The 14,951-nt window shown below is 46.8% G+C and carries 16 protein-coding genes and 1 pseudogene; 14 read left to right on the top strand and 3 right to left on the bottom strand.

The genetic code is table 11. The features are described from left to right. Positions 1–44: 44 nt before the first annotated feature. The 3 genes and pseudogenes from QUA74_RS12435 (at position 45) to QUA74_RS12425 (ending at position 3,074) form a co-directional block, all read left to right on the top strand. Positions 45–1,355 carry a DUF2079 domain-containing protein gene (locus QUA74_RS12435; RefSeq protein ID WP_333328867.1) on the top strand — a complete coding sequence of 437 codons (1,311 nt, stop codon included), beginning with the start codon at positions 45–47 and terminating at the stop codon, positions 1,353–1,355. A 12-nt stretch (positions 1,356–1,367) separates the two neighbouring features. Continuing rightward, a pseudogene (locus tag QUA74_RS12430) lies at positions 1,368–1,628 on the top strand (DUF2079 domain-containing protein); the annotation flags it as partial. A gap of 9 nt (positions 1,629–1,637) precedes the next feature. After that, entirely contained in the window at positions 1,638–3,074 is a 1,437-nt protein-coding gene (locus QUA74_RS12425; protein WP_333328864.1) for a DUF2079 domain-containing protein, read from the top strand. A gap of 35 nt (positions 3,075–3,109) precedes the next feature. On the opposite strand, the gene cas6 is transcribed toward QUA74_RS12425, so the two are convergent. Then, positions 3,110–4,240 carry a CRISPR-associated endoribonuclease Cas6 gene (cas6, locus tag QUA74_RS12420; RefSeq protein WP_333328861.1) on the bottom strand — a complete coding sequence of 377 codons (1,131 nt, stop codon included), beginning with the start codon at positions 4,238–4,240 and terminating at the stop codon, positions 3,110–3,112. A gap of 311 nt (positions 4,241–4,551) precedes the next feature. Here cas6 and QUA74_RS12415 point away from each other — a divergent pair, with 311 nt between their 5' ends. From QUA74_RS12415 to QUA74_RS12395, 5 genes are all read left to right on the top strand, one after another. Beyond that, complete coding sequence (locus tag QUA74_RS12415) at positions 4,552–4,914, top strand: ferredoxin-thioredoxin reductase catalytic domain-containing protein (RefSeq protein ID WP_333328858.1); 363 nt, start codon at positions 4,552–4,554, stop codon at positions 4,912–4,914. A gap of 146 nt (positions 4,915–5,060) precedes the next feature. Beyond that, positions 5,061–5,468, top strand: coding sequence for a DUF309 domain-containing protein (locus QUA74_RS12410; protein WP_333328855.1), 408 nt, complete (start codon positions 5,061–5,063; stop codon positions 5,466–5,468). Positions 5,469–5,771: 303 nt separating this feature from the next. Then, positions 5,772–6,242 (top strand): LptA/OstA family protein, encoded by a 471-nt coding sequence (locus QUA74_RS12405; protein ID WP_333328853.1) that lies wholly within the window; start codon positions 5,772–5,774, stop codon positions 6,240–6,242. A 173-nt stretch (positions 6,243–6,415) separates the two neighbouring features. Beyond that, positions 6,416–7,144 carry an LPS export ABC transporter ATP-binding protein gene (gene lptB, locus QUA74_RS12400; RefSeq protein ID WP_333129396.1) on the top strand — a complete coding sequence of 243 codons (729 nt, stop codon included), beginning with the start codon at positions 6,416–6,418 and terminating at the stop codon, positions 7,142–7,144. A gap of 74 nt (positions 7,145–7,218) precedes the next feature. After that, positions 7,219–8,385, top strand: coding sequence for an LptF/LptG family permease (locus QUA74_RS12395; RefSeq protein WP_333328850.1), 1,167 nt, complete (start codon positions 7,219–7,221; stop codon positions 8,383–8,385). A 189-nt stretch (positions 8,386–8,574) separates the two neighbouring features. On the opposite strand, the gene QUA74_RS12390 is transcribed toward QUA74_RS12395, so the two are convergent. Both QUA74_RS12390 and QUA74_RS12385 read right to left on the bottom strand, forming a co-directional pair. Further along, complete coding sequence (locus QUA74_RS12390; protein ID WP_333328847.1) at positions 8,575–9,945, bottom strand: hypothetical protein; 1,371 nt, start codon at positions 9,943–9,945, stop codon at positions 8,575–8,577. A gap of 153 nt (positions 9,946–10,098) precedes the next feature. Continuing rightward, positions 10,099–10,383 carry a hypothetical protein gene (locus QUA74_RS12385; protein WP_333328844.1) on the bottom strand — a complete coding sequence of 95 codons (285 nt, stop codon included), beginning with the start codon at positions 10,381–10,383 and terminating at the stop codon, positions 10,099–10,101. Positions 10,384–10,408: 25 nt separating this feature from the next. On the opposite strand from QUA74_RS12385, the gene pgl reads away from it, so the two are divergent. The 6 genes from pgl to QUA74_RS12355 all read left to right on the top strand — a co-directional run bounded on the left by pgl (position 10,409) and on the right by QUA74_RS12355 (position 14,799). Further along, positions 10,409–11,128: a 6-phosphogluconolactonase gene (gene pgl, locus QUA74_RS12380; protein ID WP_333328842.1), complete on the top strand. Its 720-nt coding sequence runs from the start codon at positions 10,409–10,411 to the stop codon at positions 11,126–11,128. A 206-nt stretch (positions 11,129–11,334) separates the two neighbouring features. Next, complete coding sequence (locus QUA74_RS12375; protein WP_333328839.1) at positions 11,335–12,126, top strand: FHA domain-containing protein; 792 nt, start codon at positions 11,335–11,337, stop codon at positions 12,124–12,126. An 82-nt stretch (positions 12,127–12,208) separates the two neighbouring features. After that, positions 12,209–12,700, top strand: coding sequence for an FHA domain-containing protein (locus QUA74_RS12370; protein ID WP_333328836.1), 492 nt, complete (start codon positions 12,209–12,211; stop codon positions 12,698–12,700). Between the two features lie 55 nt (positions 12,701–12,755). Then, positions 12,756–13,493 (top strand): PRC-barrel domain-containing protein, encoded by a 738-nt coding sequence (locus QUA74_RS12365; RefSeq protein WP_333328833.1) that lies wholly within the window; start codon positions 12,756–12,758, stop codon positions 13,491–13,493. 167 nt (positions 13,494–13,660) lie between these two features. Continuing rightward, complete coding sequence (locus tag QUA74_RS12360; protein WP_333328830.1) at positions 13,661–14,350, top strand: hypothetical protein; 690 nt, start codon at positions 13,661–13,663, stop codon at positions 14,348–14,350. Beyond that, entirely contained in the window at positions 14,347–14,799 is a 453-nt protein-coding gene (locus QUA74_RS12355; protein WP_333328826.1) for an FHA domain-containing protein, read from the top strand. The genes QUA74_RS12360 and QUA74_RS12355 overlap by 4 nt, the downstream gene beginning before the upstream one ends. Positions 14,800–14,951 lie beyond the last annotated feature (152 nt).

Here is a 14,951-nt window from a genome sequence, read left to right as displayed (position 1 = left end):
TTCGATGGAATCATATTTTGAGTGACCACCTAGTGCCAGATTTCATGCAGAATAGGGAAAATTTTGCTGATGACCGTGAGGACATCAGTGTTTCGATCGCCGAAAATATAGAGGAAGGTCGATCGCAGCTACCGTCGAGTTTGGTTTGGGCGATCGCTACTGCTGCGGCAATTTTCTTTTTGTGTAGCAGTTTACGGCACGCTTTATTCCAATCAACTGCTTTCGATTTGGGAATTTTTGACCAAGCAATTTACTTGATCAGCCAAAACCAAACGCCTTTTTCTTCTTTAATGGGGATTCATATTTTGGGCGATCACGCAGCGGTAATATATTATCCGCTAGCTTGGCTGTACAAAATTTACCCGGATGTGCATTGGCTGCTGTTTGTACAAGCAGTTACATTATCCCTGGGGGCTTGGCCTACCTGGAGTTTAGCGCGTTTGGCAGGTTTAAATCAAGAACAATCCCGTGCGATCGCATTGATTTATTTGCTCTATCCGGTGGTATTTAACATCAATTTATTTGATTTTCACCCGGAAGTAATCGCTTTACCCGCACTTTTGGCAGCAATTTTGGCGGCACGTTTAAATAAACTTGTGTGGTTTTGTACCGCTATTGTGTTAGTTCTCAGTTGCAAGGCGGTTTTGTCCCTAACCGTTGTTGCTATGGGTTTGTGGCTGTTTTTTTGTGAAAAAAAGCAACGATGCGGGGCGATCGCACTTTTGCTAGGTGCAGCTTGGTTTTTGATAGCTTCCCAGAAAATCATCCCCTTTTTTAGCGGCAGCGAAGTCGCTGGAGTCGGGCGCTACAGCTATTTAGGCAAATCCGTACTAGAAATTATCATCAATCTCATATTAAAACCACAGTTAGTATTAGGAAAAATTCTTTCCTTCGATACATTCAAATATTTATTTCTCCTCACCTTACCTGTGATTTGGCTGCTATTGCCATTTTCCGGCAAACTACGCTTACAATATTTAACAGCGCTAATTCCTGCCCTCCCTACCCTGCTGATCAATATCCTCTCTGACTTGTCATTTCAACGCAGCTTAGCCTATCAGTATTCAGTGCCTGTAATTCCATTTTTATTTTTAGCAGTAATCGCGAAGGAAGAAACAAGGAACAGGGAAGAAATAAAAGGCAACAAGGAAGAGGAGAAAGCAAATAAGCAACAGTTTTTAACATGGGTCAATCTGCCACAATTTAAAAACTTCCGAATTTCTCAACTTTGGCAAGGAATTCAATTGCCGAGAATCATGATAATTTGGTCATTACTAATTTTCCTCTGGGTGAGCGAATATAAAGATTTTTATCTGTACCTAAATAGACTAGATACCTGGCCAGCTACACGCTAAGCAGTCGCACAAGTTCAACCGCAAAGCAGTATTTTAACCGATAATAGACTTGCCCCTCACTTTGCCCACCGCCCAATAGTAAAATTGCTTTCACAAATTTCTCCCCAAAGAAATTTAGCTGAATTTCAATACATATTATTAAACCTGCGCCATCCCTGGCCTGATACTGAAAAAATTGGTGATACCTTAGCAAATCAACTTAAAAAATCTCCCGATTTTCACTTAACTTATCAAAAAAACCAAGTTCTGCTATTTAAACGAATCGCTGATTAAACCAATAAAATGCTAACTTTAAAATCCCTAAAATCTCATCCAGTATTTTTAATGATTGTCGTGACAACGATAGTCTTATTTACCGCCAGCAGCGCGCGGCACGCTTTGTTTCAGTCAACTGTATTCGACTTAGCAATTTTTGACCAAGCAATTTATTTAATCTCCCAAAATCAAACGCCATTTTCCTCTTTAATGGCAATAAATATTTGGGGCGATCACGCCGCTTTTATTTTCTATCCACTAGCTTTACTTTACAAAATATATCCCGATGTTCACTGGCTTTTTTTAGTGCAAGCTGTTTCCCTAGCTTTAGGTGCTTGGCCGAGTTGGAGTTTAGCACGTCAAGCCGGATTAAATAATAGCATATCTGGGGCGATCGCCTGTATTTACCTCCTGTATCCATTAGTATTTAATGTCAATCTCTTCGACTTCCACCCAGAAGTAATTGCTTTACCAGCACTGCTAGCAGCAACCTTAGCCGCGAGGCTGAATAAAATCTTGTGGTTTTGTGCTGCTATTGTATTAGTTTTGAGCTGCAAAGCCGTGCTATCTTTAACTGTGGCAGCGATGGGTTTGTGGCTGTTGTGTTTTGAGAAAAAACGCAATTGTGGGCTCATAGCTCTATTTCTAGGCGCGGGTTGGTTCCTGGTAGCTACTCAGGCAGTTATACCGTATTTTAATCAGGGAAGAGAACACGCGGGAATCGCGCGTTATCAATATTTGGGAAACTCGGTTTTTGAAATTGCTATTAATTTAATAGTGAAACCCAATCTAGTTTTAGAGCGTTTTTTTTCTCTAGAGACTTTTGAATATTTAGCCTTATTGCTATTACCAGTAATTTGGTGGCTGTCCCCGCGTTATCTGTCATCTTTAATTAGTGCTGTACCGATGTTGGCGATGAATATTCTTTCCGATAGGCCCGCTCAGCGGGATTTAGTTCATCAATATTCTGTGCCGATATTGCCGTTTTTGTTGGTTGCCGTAATTTCCAGTTTAGCAGCTAGCAATCAGCAAAAGGGAAAGACAATATTTGAGAGATTGCCAATTCCTAATTATCCATTGCCTAGAGTCATTGTAGTTTGGTCGTTGATTGCTTTCTTAGCTTTAGCGAAATACGGCTATTTTTGGACTATTTATTTAAATGGGATCGACACTTTGCCCGCTACCAGAGAGGCAATTTCTCTTGTTGAAACCAAAGGCAGTGTTTTAACAACTTCTCAGATTGCTCCGCACCTAGCGCACCGCCCTGTAGTAAGATTAACTCACGCTAACGCGCCACCTGCAAATCTCGCAGAATTTGATTATGTATTGCTGAACCTCAGATATCCTGGCTGGATGAGCGATCGAGATTTTGTTGAAAACCTAGTAACTCAACTAAAAAACACCCCTCAATTTCAACTAAAATATCAGCGAGACGACATATATCTATTCACTAAAAGTCATTAGTCAGCAGTCAACAGTCAACAGTCAACAAATTCGCGCTAATCCTCCACTTTCAAAACCCTTCTTGCCAACTTCACGTAAGTTTTCACAGTTTCATAAGGCATTTCCAAATCAGCAGCAATATTAAACAAAGATTCCCCGAACTCCCGGCGCGCCAAAATCGTCGCCCAAGTTTCAGCAACCTCAGCAGCCCGATTTCCGCCTGTACGCTTTCTGTGCGCCATAAACTTCTGTGTCAATTCATCTATTCGCGCCGCCAATACGCTTTGTATCGACACTTCAGGTAGCGATTCTGTCAACCATTGTGCTCGCGTTTGTCCCAATCCAAAAGTTGTTTTGTGGCCAGTGCCGCAGTAAGGCGCTAACCGCCCCAAAGCATAAAATAATTGTACAAAATCAGGACGATTGTGAGCCGATCGCCCTAGCCCAAATTCCACAGCCCCAGTGAATCCCGTTACCATGCCTTTTTTGCCCGCCGCTACCTTTTGCGACTCCAATTTGTGGCGGCTAATAATTGCATTTTCATCAATCCAATTCAAAAATTCTGCTTGGTCAAAATTTACCCCCGAAAAGTTATTCCAGCGGCGCAAATAGCTGTGAAAAACATTTTCGGGAACTGGCAAAGGGAAGTGATGGCCTTTGCTACGAAAGCTTGTAGGAGTCACAAAACTAAGTTTGATAGTTGGCGACAATGGGCGTTCTGCTGTTAATAATTGCTGGTAAGTTGTGGGAGCAAAAGCAATATCCCAAGAGCGAATTAGCAGCGGAGCATTTCGCAAATCTATTTCTTGGGGCAAATTTTGCAGCCACTGACTCAGCCACTGCACTACTGGCTTTGAAAGTCCTGTTACGTACCAGCGATAAATTCGATCGCCCAAAAGCTGAAATTCTTTGCCGCCAGGGAGCAAATCACCTTCCAATCCCGAAATAGTAAAGGCTTTTTCTGACTGTTCATCGTGCAAAAGTTGCGATAAATCCGGGTCAGTTTGGTGTACTTGACCTAAAAACCAAGCGTGCAAACCTATAGCATACTGCGCGTACAGATAGCTAGCAGCGCGGGGAGTCAATTCAAACACTAATCCGACTAACTCGGTGTCAGCCGGCCAAATCAGCCCAGAAGGAGGAGATTTTCGATCGCGGGTGCCGGTGCGGTTCGGGGAAGTTGCCATCAGATGCCGTGCCTATAGCCGTCACAGAAAGAGCGCCGTGCTATCTTATCCGATTTTTATCCCCTTTGGGGGATGATTGTTGAGGGCGATCGATCGCCCAAGTCTTTTGGCAGCTCCAACAACCCGCTCTGCCACAAGTTTCCCGCACCCTCCGGGATAGACAAAAACCACTAAAAAACCAACAACCTAAAACTCAATCTTTGTCAAGGTTTTCTTCCTTGTAACTAAACAGAAATATACCAGTGTTTAAAATCACATTCTGCGCTACAATTGTCAAAAGCTCGTAGCATCCTCAACTCCGATCCTAAACTATGAACACAACAGAAAAATCTAAACTCTCCAACGAAAAAACTTTGGAGGCGATGAAGAATTTCTCCGAAACCTACGCCAAGCGCACCGGAACTTACTTTTGTTCCGAGCCTTCTGTCACTGCTGTCGTCATAGAAGGACTAGCAAAACACAAGGATGAACTAGGCGCTCCCTTATGCCCTTGTCGCCATTACGAAGATAAAGAAGCCGAAGTAAAAGCCGCCTACTGGAACTGTCCCTGCATTCCCATGCGCGAGCGTAAAGAGTGTCACTGTATGTTATTTTTGACGCCAGACAACGATTTCGCTGGAACTAATCAGGAAATAGGAATGGATCAGATTCAATCTGTCAGAGAGACTATGTAATCGGTTAAGTAGGCGGTCGTTAAATGGCAGTAGTTTTGAAAACAGGTCGTTATTTTTCCTATTTTTAAGACTGAGCTATAAAAAAAAATCGATCGCCGCCTACTCAAACACACATCCGCAATCGAAAATCCCTAATCTCCAATCGAATGATAGAGGAAATTCCGCTCGAATTTTGGCAAGGTATTGAACAGTTTAACAGCCAAGAATTTTACGCTTCTCACGATACTTTCGAGGCATTGTGGATGGAAGCCGGCGACCCGGAAAAAAGATTTTATCAGGGAATATTGCAAATTGCGGTAGCACTTTATCACTTAGGAAATCAAAACTGGCGCGGTGCGGTAATCTTGCTGGGAGAAGGAATAAATCGGATCAGTTATTATCAGCCGAGTTATGCCGGAATTGCCCTTGAAGAGTTGCTCGGACAAAGTGCTAAACTTTTGAGCGCTTTGCAACAAGCTGGCCCGGAAGAAGTAGCTAAATTTCAACCGTTGTTCGCAGGTAAAGAAGTTGCAGGCTTGCAATTGCCGCAAATTATCAAAGTACCAAAAAGTTAAATAAATGTTTGTATTAGGGTGCAGTATACTTGGCCCCTACACAGAGGAGGGGTGGCTTTCTTGCCGGCTGCCCAAGCAGATTAATTTACTGTGGAACGAGTATCTTGCCCGTTCGCGGTTAAGACAGTCGTAGCCACTCAGCAAAATAACCAATTAAATTCGCTGTTGTCTTGCTAGGATAATTGGTTGAGACTATCGGGTCAATCGATCGACCTCACGGGAATCTTTCTGGCCGTTAAGATAAAATATCTAACTGGAGATAATGCCCTTCAGCAATTTCACAAATATTGAGGCTCCAAGCTTATGATGCTCTCCGCTAAACTACTTAATTCGCGAATATTCAAAGGATTATCGCTGCTGTTGCCCCTCACTCTGGCAGGCGCGATCGCCTCTCCCACCTACCCGCAAGTCGCCCCGCCCCGCACTCTCAGTGTGCGATCGGACATTCAAGAAGCCGACTCCAAAACCGGCATCGTGACAGCCCGCGGCAACGTCCAAATCAACTATCCAGCCCGCCAAATACAAGCAACCGCAGCTCAAGCTCAATACTTCAGCCGCGAGCGCCGGATCATTCTCAGCGGAGATGTTTACGTATTGCAGCAGGGCAACAGCCTGCGCGGCGAAACCATAACATACCTCATCGACGAAGGGCGGTTTATTGCCCTGCCAGACAACCCAGGACAGGTAGAATCTGTCTATCTGGTTGCCCCCGAACAAGATGCGGCCGCCCAAAATGCAGTTGGCTCCCCACGTCCAACTACAGCCCCCCGGTAACAGTGGCTCGCAGCAGCGAAATTTCGCCTCAGCCAAAACATACTACTTGGGATAGATGCGAAATTTCGTCCTTATAAAACTCACAAACTTGAAAAGGTAAAATTTAAATTAGAGACTCGATCGCACAAAGCAGCAGTCTGAAATTTAGCTTGTAGAGGTTGCCGGGAGCGAAAATGAAAATTGTACTCGAAAATATTCACAAATCCTACGGAAAGCGCAATGTAGTCAGTCGCGTCAACCTGTCAGTAGCCCAAGGAGAAATCGTAGGATTGCTAGGCCCAAACGGTGCCGGCAAAACCACAACATTTTACATAGCAACCGGATTAGAAAAACCCAATCAAGGCACCGTTTGGCTAAACGATTTAGACATCACTAAATTGGCGATGCACCAGCGAGCGCATTTGGGAATTGGCTATCTCGCTCAAGAAGCAAGCATTTTCCGAAACATGAGCGTGCGGGACAACATTTTGTTAGTTTTAGAACAAACTCAAGTGCCGCGCTGGGAATGGCGCGAGCGAGTCGATTTCCTATTGCAAGAATTTCGCTTAGAAAAAATAGCATCCAGTTTGGGAATTCAAATATCGGGGGGAGAAAGGCGGCGGACTGAACTAGCCAGAGCCTTAGCTGCAGGGCGAGACGGGCCCATGTTCCTATTTTTAGACGAACCGTTTGCAGGCGTCGATCCGATCGCCGTAGACGAAATTCAAACCATTATTGCTAAACTGCGCGATCGCAAAATCGGCATCCTCATCACAGATCACAACGTCCGAGAAACCCTCGAAATTACCGATCGAGCCTACATCATGCGAGACGGCCAAATTTTAGCCTCCGGGGCTGAAGAAGAACTCTACAGCAACCCTTTAGTGCGGCAGTATTACTTGGGCGACAGCTTCGTGCGATAGTCTTTTGAAGGCACTCGGCAAACCGCAGAATTTTAGATTTTAAATTGAGGAGCAATCGGCGAGAACGCGCAACTATGAAAATAGCAATATCCAATTCTTTGAATCCCATCAACTGGCTGCCGAGAATTTCAGTAATGGACTGGTACATTACCAAAGAACTAATCGGCCCATTTCTCTTTGGCGTCGGACTCTTTACATCCGTCGCCGTCACAGTTGGAGCCTTATTTGAATTAGTCCGCAGAGTAACAGAATCCGGCCTCCCCTACAGCGCCGCCATAGAAATTTTTCTCCTGCAAATTCCCTACTTCGTAGTATTGGCTTTCCCCATGTCAATGCTGCTAGCAACCTTAATGGCCTACAGCCGAATGTCCAGCGACAGCGAACTCATCGCCCTCCGCAGTTGCGGAGTTAGCGTTTACCGATTGATACTGCCTGCAGTGATTATGAGTTTAATTGTTGCCGGCTTCACCTTTGCTTTGCAAGAGTTAGTCGTACCCGCCGCCAGCTACAGAGCTACTCTGACTTTAGACAGAGCCCTGAAGCGAGAAAAACCGATATTTCAAGATAGAAATATTATCTACACAGAATTTCGCAAACCAGAAAAAGGCGGCGACGAAATCCTCGCCCGCTTTTTTTATGCAGAACAATTTGACGGCCAACAAATGAAAGGTTTAACAATTATCGATCGCTCCACCCCAGGCCTCAATCAAATCGTTTCTTCAGAATCCGCTACTTGGAATCCCTCAGAAAATACCTGGGATTTTTTCAACGGAACCGCTTATATAGTAGCTCCGGATGGCTCTTACCGCAATATAGTTAGGTTTCAACACCAGCAATTGCAACTCCCCCGCACGCCCTTAGATTTAGCTGCTAGAGCGCGGGATTTCAAGGAAATGAACATTGCCCAAGCTTTAGAGCGTTTGGATATCCTTAAAAACAGTGGCGACGAACCGCAAATTCGCAAATTAAAGGTGCGAATTCAAGAAAAATATGCTTTTCCTTTCGTGTGCATGGTATTTGGTTTAGTGGGAGCCGCTTTGGGAACTCAACCGCGCCGCTCCGGCCGAGGAACGAGTTTTGGTATTAGCGTAGTTGTGATTTTTACTTACTACGTATTTTCTTTCATCACCAGTTCTATGGGCGTGAAAGCTGTTTTGACTCCGATTCTGTCGGCTTGGCTGCCGATAATGTTTGGCTTGGGTATCGGGGGATTGTTGTTGGTGCGGGCAGCCGCTAGGTAAGTTTTACCACTAACATTGGGAATGGGTAATTGGGAACTTGTACAGCCCTTCGACTGCCTTCGGCTCTCTTCCCTTCGGCTAGGCAAGTCCTTCGACTCCGCTCAGGAGAACCCAAGTCGAAGGGCAGCAACCGCGTAGCCGAAGTATGGGGAATTGATAATATCGTTTTCGGGGCCGAACTTCCTTCATTTAAGGATTAGAAAAAGTATTGATTTCGCCACCGCCAATGTAGCGTCCTGGAGCCAGGGAGCGGGGTGTAGCAAAAGTTTGAGGTTGAATGGGCTGCACGCCCTGATTTGTGTTTTGGGGAACAACTCCAAAGTTAGGCTGCTGTGGCAAATTAAGCTGACTCGGTGGAGGTGTTTGAAATTGAGAATTCGCTGAATTGGGAGAGAATTGAGGGCTAATTATCTTGCTTCCCCCAATCCCACTCCCAAAGGGAGATTGACCGACATTTGGAAGTAGAGGTGTTGGCGAAGGTATGGCTACTGGAAGTGCCGCAGGTTGAACTTCAGGTGCGAAGCCTGAGCCAGATAAATTAGTTTGGTAGGGATTTTTCGGCAAAGCCACCGTTGGAGCGCCTGCATTAATTTCGGGGAGGCTCGGTACTCGGGAATTTAATCCAGCCAAGGGTTCAGGGACTGTAGCTGTGGGGTTTAAGAATTCTTGAGATTCCTTGCTCACAGCAGTTGTCGGAGCCACAAGTGGGGGAAGTGCTGTGGGAACATTCACAGGATTTGCTCCAGCTTGAGCTTTAGCGGTCGTTGGGAGCAAATTTGTCGCATTTACTGCTGCCGGATCGGAAGCAGGTCGATCGAGCAATCTAGCCGAGTCTGCAGTTTTCTCAGCCTCCGCTACCGTTGCCGAAGTGTTAGCAACGACGTATTTTTTCATAGCTGCTTGCAGCGGACTCAAAGGCAGAGAATTTTCGTTTTGTTTATCTGAATTAGCATCACTCGACGCCTGCGATAAAGTTGCTGTTGCTGTACCCCCAGACTCAGGCTTGATCATCGTTTTTATCCCGGAAGTCAGTCTGCCACTGCCAGATAAACTCAATGCTGATGTGGCGTTTGAACTTGGTAAGCTGGAATTTTGGGGGTTATTGTTTCCGGCCTCGACAGCAGGAGTTGCTAAATTTGGCAAGGGGAAAAATCCGCTGCTTCCTACTCCCTTGGGGGCGGAAGATGGCTGAGGAGTTTCTAAGCCCCGATCTCGAAGTTCGTCGAATAAACCTTGGCTTTTTACTACTGATGAATTTAACAAGTTCAGTTCAGAAGCAGTAGAGCCATTAAACTGATTGACTAGCACTGGTGAGCTGTCGATTTCAGCCGCAATGGCGGTATCTTCAGCAGATAGTCCCGATAGCGAAGCTGGATTGTTTGTGGCTACTTCTTCTTCGCCATCTATGCTCAACCTTTCTGGGTTTACAGAGACCTCCCAGATAAATAACCCCCCTGCACAGAGCACGGCTAGGGGAGCCCAAACCGCCGGTTGGGTCCAGTGGCGCAACCGCGCTATCAGATAGCGGACAGATGTAGGAAATCGCTTAAAAATTGACATAGTTTTGCTTCCATCCGATCGTGCGGATTTAAAACTATTTTTCCTAGTCTACCACATCGATCTTGATTATTTTTGCTATGCCGGAGTAAGTGCGATCGGGAGCATCTCGGTTTGGCTTTTACTGTCGGTGTGCGATCGTCCGGCTCGCTATATTTAGAGACTTTGCGGTTCGGGACGATCGCACTCCCAAAAAACGCTTTTTACTTTATGTAGAGATGCTCCCAGTACGATCGAACTTTTGATTGAAAGTTGCGAAAGCTCAATGCAACAGGTGAAAATCCATAAAGCACTGGTAGAAATATGTCTTGCTTGCCTTAAATCAAGGGGCATAAGATGATAAAATTTTATGGGATGCTGTGCCCGGTCTGCCGGATCTGTCAGCCGATCGACCTCAAACCAAAATGTCAAGGTAAAATTGGCAATTGCTGAGAATAACACGAATAGGAAAGTTGAGAGGAAATTAATGAAAAAAGTAGTTGAAGTATTAGCAAATCGGGAACAACTAATAGATCGATCGCTGGAGATTGTGCTGTCGAAAATCTCGGAATCCATAGCGGAACGCGGAATTTGTACGATCGCCGCAGCGGGCGGAAGCACACCCGAACCCCTCTACAGAGCGCTCTGTGTCCAAGACCTGCCTTGGGACAAAATTCACGTTTTCTGGGGCGACGAACGCTACGTTCCCCCAGAACACCCAGACAGTAATCAAAAAATGGCGCGCCTCGCGTGGCTCGATCGAGTGAATATCCCCGCCAGCAACATCCACCCCATGCCCACAGGCGCCGGCGACCCCGCAGCCGACGCTGCAGCGCACCAAACCGAATTGCAGCAGTTCTTCAAAGTATCCGAGGGCGAGTTTCCTGCCTTCGACATCATTCTCTTGGGCATAGGAGACGACGCCCACACAGCCTCTCTATTTCCCGGCACAGCAGCCTTGGAAGTCCGGGATGCCCTAGTAACTGTAGGCAACAAAGACGGTCAACCCCGCATTACCTTTACAGTCCCCTTAATCAACCGGGCCCGGTGCGTCATCTTCATGGTCGCAGGAGCCAGCAAACAACCCGCCCTTGCTCAAATTTTTGCCCCTGCAGCCGACGAAATGACTTATCCAGCCAGACTCGTTCAACCAGAGGGCCAACTTTGGTGGCTGCTCGATGCCGCGGCTGGCGAAGCAGTAAAATAGCCGACAGAGCCGCAAGCGTGCCAACACACTCAGCATTATCACTAACTCAATCTTGCCCATCACAGCTAACGTCACGGCGTCAGCTCAGTTGCTAGTATTAGCGAAGCAATATAAGAATTGTGGCGGTTAAAGTTAAAATTTGACCATATACACGAGTATTTTTATGAGGCTGATTTGAAAATCTGGCCGATAGCAAGGAGAAATCGATGATTGTCTGTCCCAATTGCAATCACCAGAACCCCGACGGGGCCAGCCAGTGTGAGGCTTGCTACACGCCTTTACCTGTTACCGCAAGTTGCTCGAACTGCGGTGCAGCAGTTCAGACAGATGCAGCATTTTGCGGCCAGTGTGGCTTTAACTTGCGTCCGGGTTCCATAGTTCCAGAAGTTGAGGTGACAGTACCGTCCCCCTCGCCTGTAGGCCCCACAGTGGTATCCTCACCGGCGCCGGATTTATTGCCACCCGATCCCCTGATGCCAATGGAACCTCTAGTTACCCTGAATAAGGGGCTTAACTTGGAAAAAACTCCTGCCAGCATTCCGACGATTCCAGATCCCCCGCCTTCGCCCTCGGTTCCTGTTACAACTGAATCGGTGGCAACACCAGTAACTATCTCTCCTCCGGTTCCGGGCCCACAGCCACCAGGTGTAGCTAAAACTCAACTGCAACAGCAGTCGGCGCGCCTGCTACACGTTCAGACAAATACGCCGATGGAATTGCCTCACAGTCTGGCTGTGGTTCACATAGGCAAGCCAAATGACTTAGTGCCGCCGGATATTGATGTTTCGGGATTTGCTAATTCTGAGATAGTTTCTCGGGTACACGCAAATCTCCGGGTGGAGGGAGATGCTTGCTACCTAGAAGATGTAGGCAGTTCCAACGGCACTTACGTCAACAATACTCCGCTACCCAAGGGAAACCGCCATCGGTTGCGACCGGGAGACCGCATCTCTCTGGGCAAAGGAGACCTGGTTACGTTTTTATTTCAAATCTCTTAGATCGAGTTTGGATTGGGCGATCGAAAGTCTAAAATCTAAAATCGCATCTTAAGGCGCTCTACCAAAACTCAATGCTGCCAATGTGATTAAGCTGACCTTGCTACATCCACTCCAGTCTATACCCGTCCGCAGTTGGATCTTTGAAGACGAGCAGGTCGTCCGGATCGGGCGCTCGACCGAAAACCACGTCGTTCTTTTTAGCGCTGTGGTTTCTCGTCGCCACATCGAATTGCGGCGCAGCGGCATAACTTGGGAACTGATCAATTTAGGTACCAACGGCACTTACCTCGATGGTAAGCCGATCGCTAAGGTTCCCATTGTGGACGGTCTGATCGTTCACTTGGCTCGCTCAGGGCCGAAAATTCAAATCAACGTAGGCCCGAATCCGTCCTCAGTCCAGTTAGGACTTCTTAGCGTCAAGCCCAGGGAGGCTAAGGAAATTAACGCTCCCTCGGGCGGCGTGCACATTAGCACGATTCCTGTTCCCGACCAAAAAGAAGTTGGCACTTCCAGGGAAGAGGAGGAGTTAACCGAGGCAGATAATAATCGCCATTATTCGGAAGAAGAATATTAAATCTGCTTCTTTGGACGATCGACATTTTTCAAAGGCGGCACTCAGGAGTTTATTTATGAGTACATCACCACAGATTGTTAGGCGCAGCGAACTGCTAAACCGCCGCACGATCGACCGCAGAACGGCGGAAGAGGTCGGCAGGGTAGATCGGATTTGGCTCGATGCTCACTCCCAGCGGGCGATCGGCTTTACTTGCAAGTCGGGACTTTTGGGCAGCAAAAAAACTTGGTTCGCTTGGGCGCAAGTTGATACGGTGGGGGAAAATGTTTTTGTCACCATTAACCCGGAACTGCCGGAATTGCATCAGCCGGAACAAGCTGTTTGTCCGATCGGGCTTGAGGTGCTCACGGACGCTGGGAATCAGGCAGGTGCAGTGGTTGACTACCTATTCGATGTCCGCACGGGTTCAGTCACCCACTACCTATTTAAATCGAGCGGCTGGCGCGGTGTTTTAGACGACATTTACTTGTTACCTGTGGCAGCTATTTCGACCATCGGCAGCAAGCGGGCGATCGTCTCTGAAGCTGCTGTATCGGAGCCAGTCCAGTACGCGGAGGGACTGCACAAAAAAGTCGGTCTGGTAGCAGAGTTTTTACATGAAGATTTCGACAGAACTCTCAAAAATGTGGCAGGTGTGAAGCGGGGCGCTCAAAGTTTGGCGGAAAAATTCCAAGATAAAGCTCTCGAAGTCAGGGATGTAGCTCAAGAAAAAGTTGCAGAGTTGAAGCGGCAAAGGCAAGAATCTGTCCCGCCAGGGCCGAACCCGGAGCCGCCCGACTCAGATTTGAGCTGAAGTTTGGCCTTCCCGCTCGCCCTGCGACTGATTGCCGATCGCATTTGGGGGTCGCGCGCGAGGAAGGTCGATCTGTATTTTCCATGTGAGAGATTGAGGCGTTGTCGCTCTAAATTCAAGTGCTGCTCAAAGCATTGTATTTTAAAGGTATCGCATCAATAAGGAAAATGTTAGCAACTCAAAAAGACCTATGCTGTTTGATACAACTCACATCTTGCACCATTCTCAAGAACAGGCAAGATGCCTGTTCCACAAAGAGTGAATTTTCTTGTGGAACAGGCATCTTGCCTGTTCATAAAAGACTGATTCAGAATGGTGCAACATCTCAGATACAACCAACAAGTATTTTATCTAGAGACCCCAGGATTAATAATCGGTTAACTTCTGTCTCCACGAACAGCGATTCGTCGATCGTTGACTGTCGCCCGATAGAGAACTCGAATCAGCGGTGCAACCAACGTGGGTCTGAGTTAAATGCTCTCGTTGGTCAGCGGGAAAATGGTTATTTGGCGCATGGAATGGAGCGACTCAGCCACCGGCGCAATCGCTCCATCCGAGATCTAATTAATCAAGCGGTTGAGACCTCTGTCAATGATGGGGAAGTTCACCCGATTAATAACATCGTGTTTGGTTGTTACCGAGGACAGCAAAAATTGGCGCCTGCGCCAAAAGCTAACCCTCAAAAGTTGGTTCAAATGCCTCAAGCAGCCAAAAGTTCGACTTTTACGGCAGAGCGAGGGAATAGTGGCCCACTGACGACGCCTTTAAAAATCAAATTTTTTGTAGTTTTATCCCAAAAAATCTCTCTAGAAGTATCCCCGTTTCTGTCTGGCGGTGGAGTGTCAAAACATCAGTGATTACCTTAACTCTGTTACATCCTATCCAGTCTGTCCCGGTTCAAAGTTGGTGTTTTGAATCCGAATCGGTGGTTCGGATCGGTCGATCGAACGACAATGATGTAATTATTTACAGCGCTGTAGTTTCCCGCCACCACGTAGAGCTGTGGAATCACGTCAATGGCTGGGAAATTATTAATTTTGGTGCTAACGGCACTTATGTAAATGATAGACCGATCGCTCAGGTGTCAGTTGTGGACGGGATGACAGTTCGCTTGGGCAATTCCGGGCCAAAAATCAGGATTCGGGTGGGTGCAACGAATCAACCGGGCAAAATAATCAAGCCACCGCAGCACGAATTCCGCCAAAATGACGAAGCTTCAAAAGACAAGTTAACTGCTTGGCCTGGGGGCGTGGGAATAATCGAAGATGATGAGCATGGAGGGCTCACTCAAATCGATCTTGACTGACCGGCAGCTATCAATTGCAGGCTAGTTCAAACAAAGCTCAGATGCCCAATTAGAGCATCTAACTAATATTGTGTTGACATTCTCACGCCCGCTAAAGCCACGGTGATTCCAAACATCACTGTTTGGGCTTCCTCTTTCTGCGACCCGACTTA

The organism is Microcoleus sp. LAD1_D3 (assembly GCF_036702135.1).
Classification (GTDB): Bacteria; Cyanobacteriota; Cyanobacteriia; order Cyanobacteriales; family Microcoleaceae; genus Microcoleus.
Note: the sequence above shows the minus strand (reverse complement) of the source record. Positions and strands in the feature narration are given on the sequence as shown.

What these genes read in the sequence shown, in the direction of transcription:
- QUA74_RS12410 (WP_333328855.1), top strand. Translation starts at nt 5,061, where the DNA reads ATGATAGAGGAAATTCCGCTCGAATTTTGGCAAGGTATTGAACAGTTT.
- QUA74_RS12365 (WP_333328833.1), top strand. Translation starts at nt 12,756, where the DNA reads ATGAGTACATCACCACAGATTGTTAGGCGCAGCGAACTGCTAAACCGC.
- pgl (WP_333328842.1), top strand. Translation starts at nt 10,409, where the DNA reads ATGAAAAAAGTAGTTGAAGTATTAGCAAATCGGGAACAACTAATAGAT.
- QUA74_RS12360 (WP_333328830.1), top strand. Translation starts at nt 13,661, where the DNA reads ATGTTAGCAACTCAAAAAGACCTATGCTGTTTGATACAACTCACATCT.
- QUA74_RS12390 (WP_333328847.1), bottom strand. Translation starts at nt 9,945, where the DNA reads ATGTCAATTTTTAAGCGATTTCCTACATCTGTCCGCTATCTGATAGCG.
- cas6 (WP_333328861.1), bottom strand. Translation starts at nt 4,240, where the DNA reads ATGGCAACTTCCCCGAACCGCACCGGCACCCGCGATCGAAAATCTCCT.
- QUA74_RS12395 (WP_333328850.1), top strand. Translation starts at nt 7,219, where the DNA reads ATGAAAATAGCAATATCCAATTCTTTGAATCCCATCAACTGGCTGCCG.
- QUA74_RS12415 (WP_333328858.1), top strand. Translation starts at nt 4,552, where the DNA reads ATGAACACAACAGAAAAATCTAAACTCTCCAACGAAAAAACTTTGGAG.
- QUA74_RS12435 (WP_333328867.1), top strand. Translation starts at nt 45, where the DNA reads ATGCAGAATAGGGAAAATTTTGCTGATGACCGTGAGGACATCAGTGTT.
- QUA74_RS12375 (WP_333328839.1), top strand. Translation starts at nt 11,335, where the DNA reads ATGATTGTCTGTCCCAATTGCAATCACCAGAACCCCGACGGGGCCAGC.
- QUA74_RS12405 (WP_333328853.1), top strand. Translation starts at nt 5,772, where the DNA reads ATGATGCTCTCCGCTAAACTACTTAATTCGCGAATATTCAAAGGATTA.
- lptB (WP_333129396.1), top strand. Translation starts at nt 6,416, where the DNA reads ATGAAAATTGTACTCGAAAATATTCACAAATCCTACGGAAAGCGCAAT.
- QUA74_RS12425 (WP_333328864.1), top strand. Translation starts at nt 1,638, where the DNA reads ATGCTAACTTTAAAATCCCTAAAATCTCATCCAGTATTTTTAATGATT.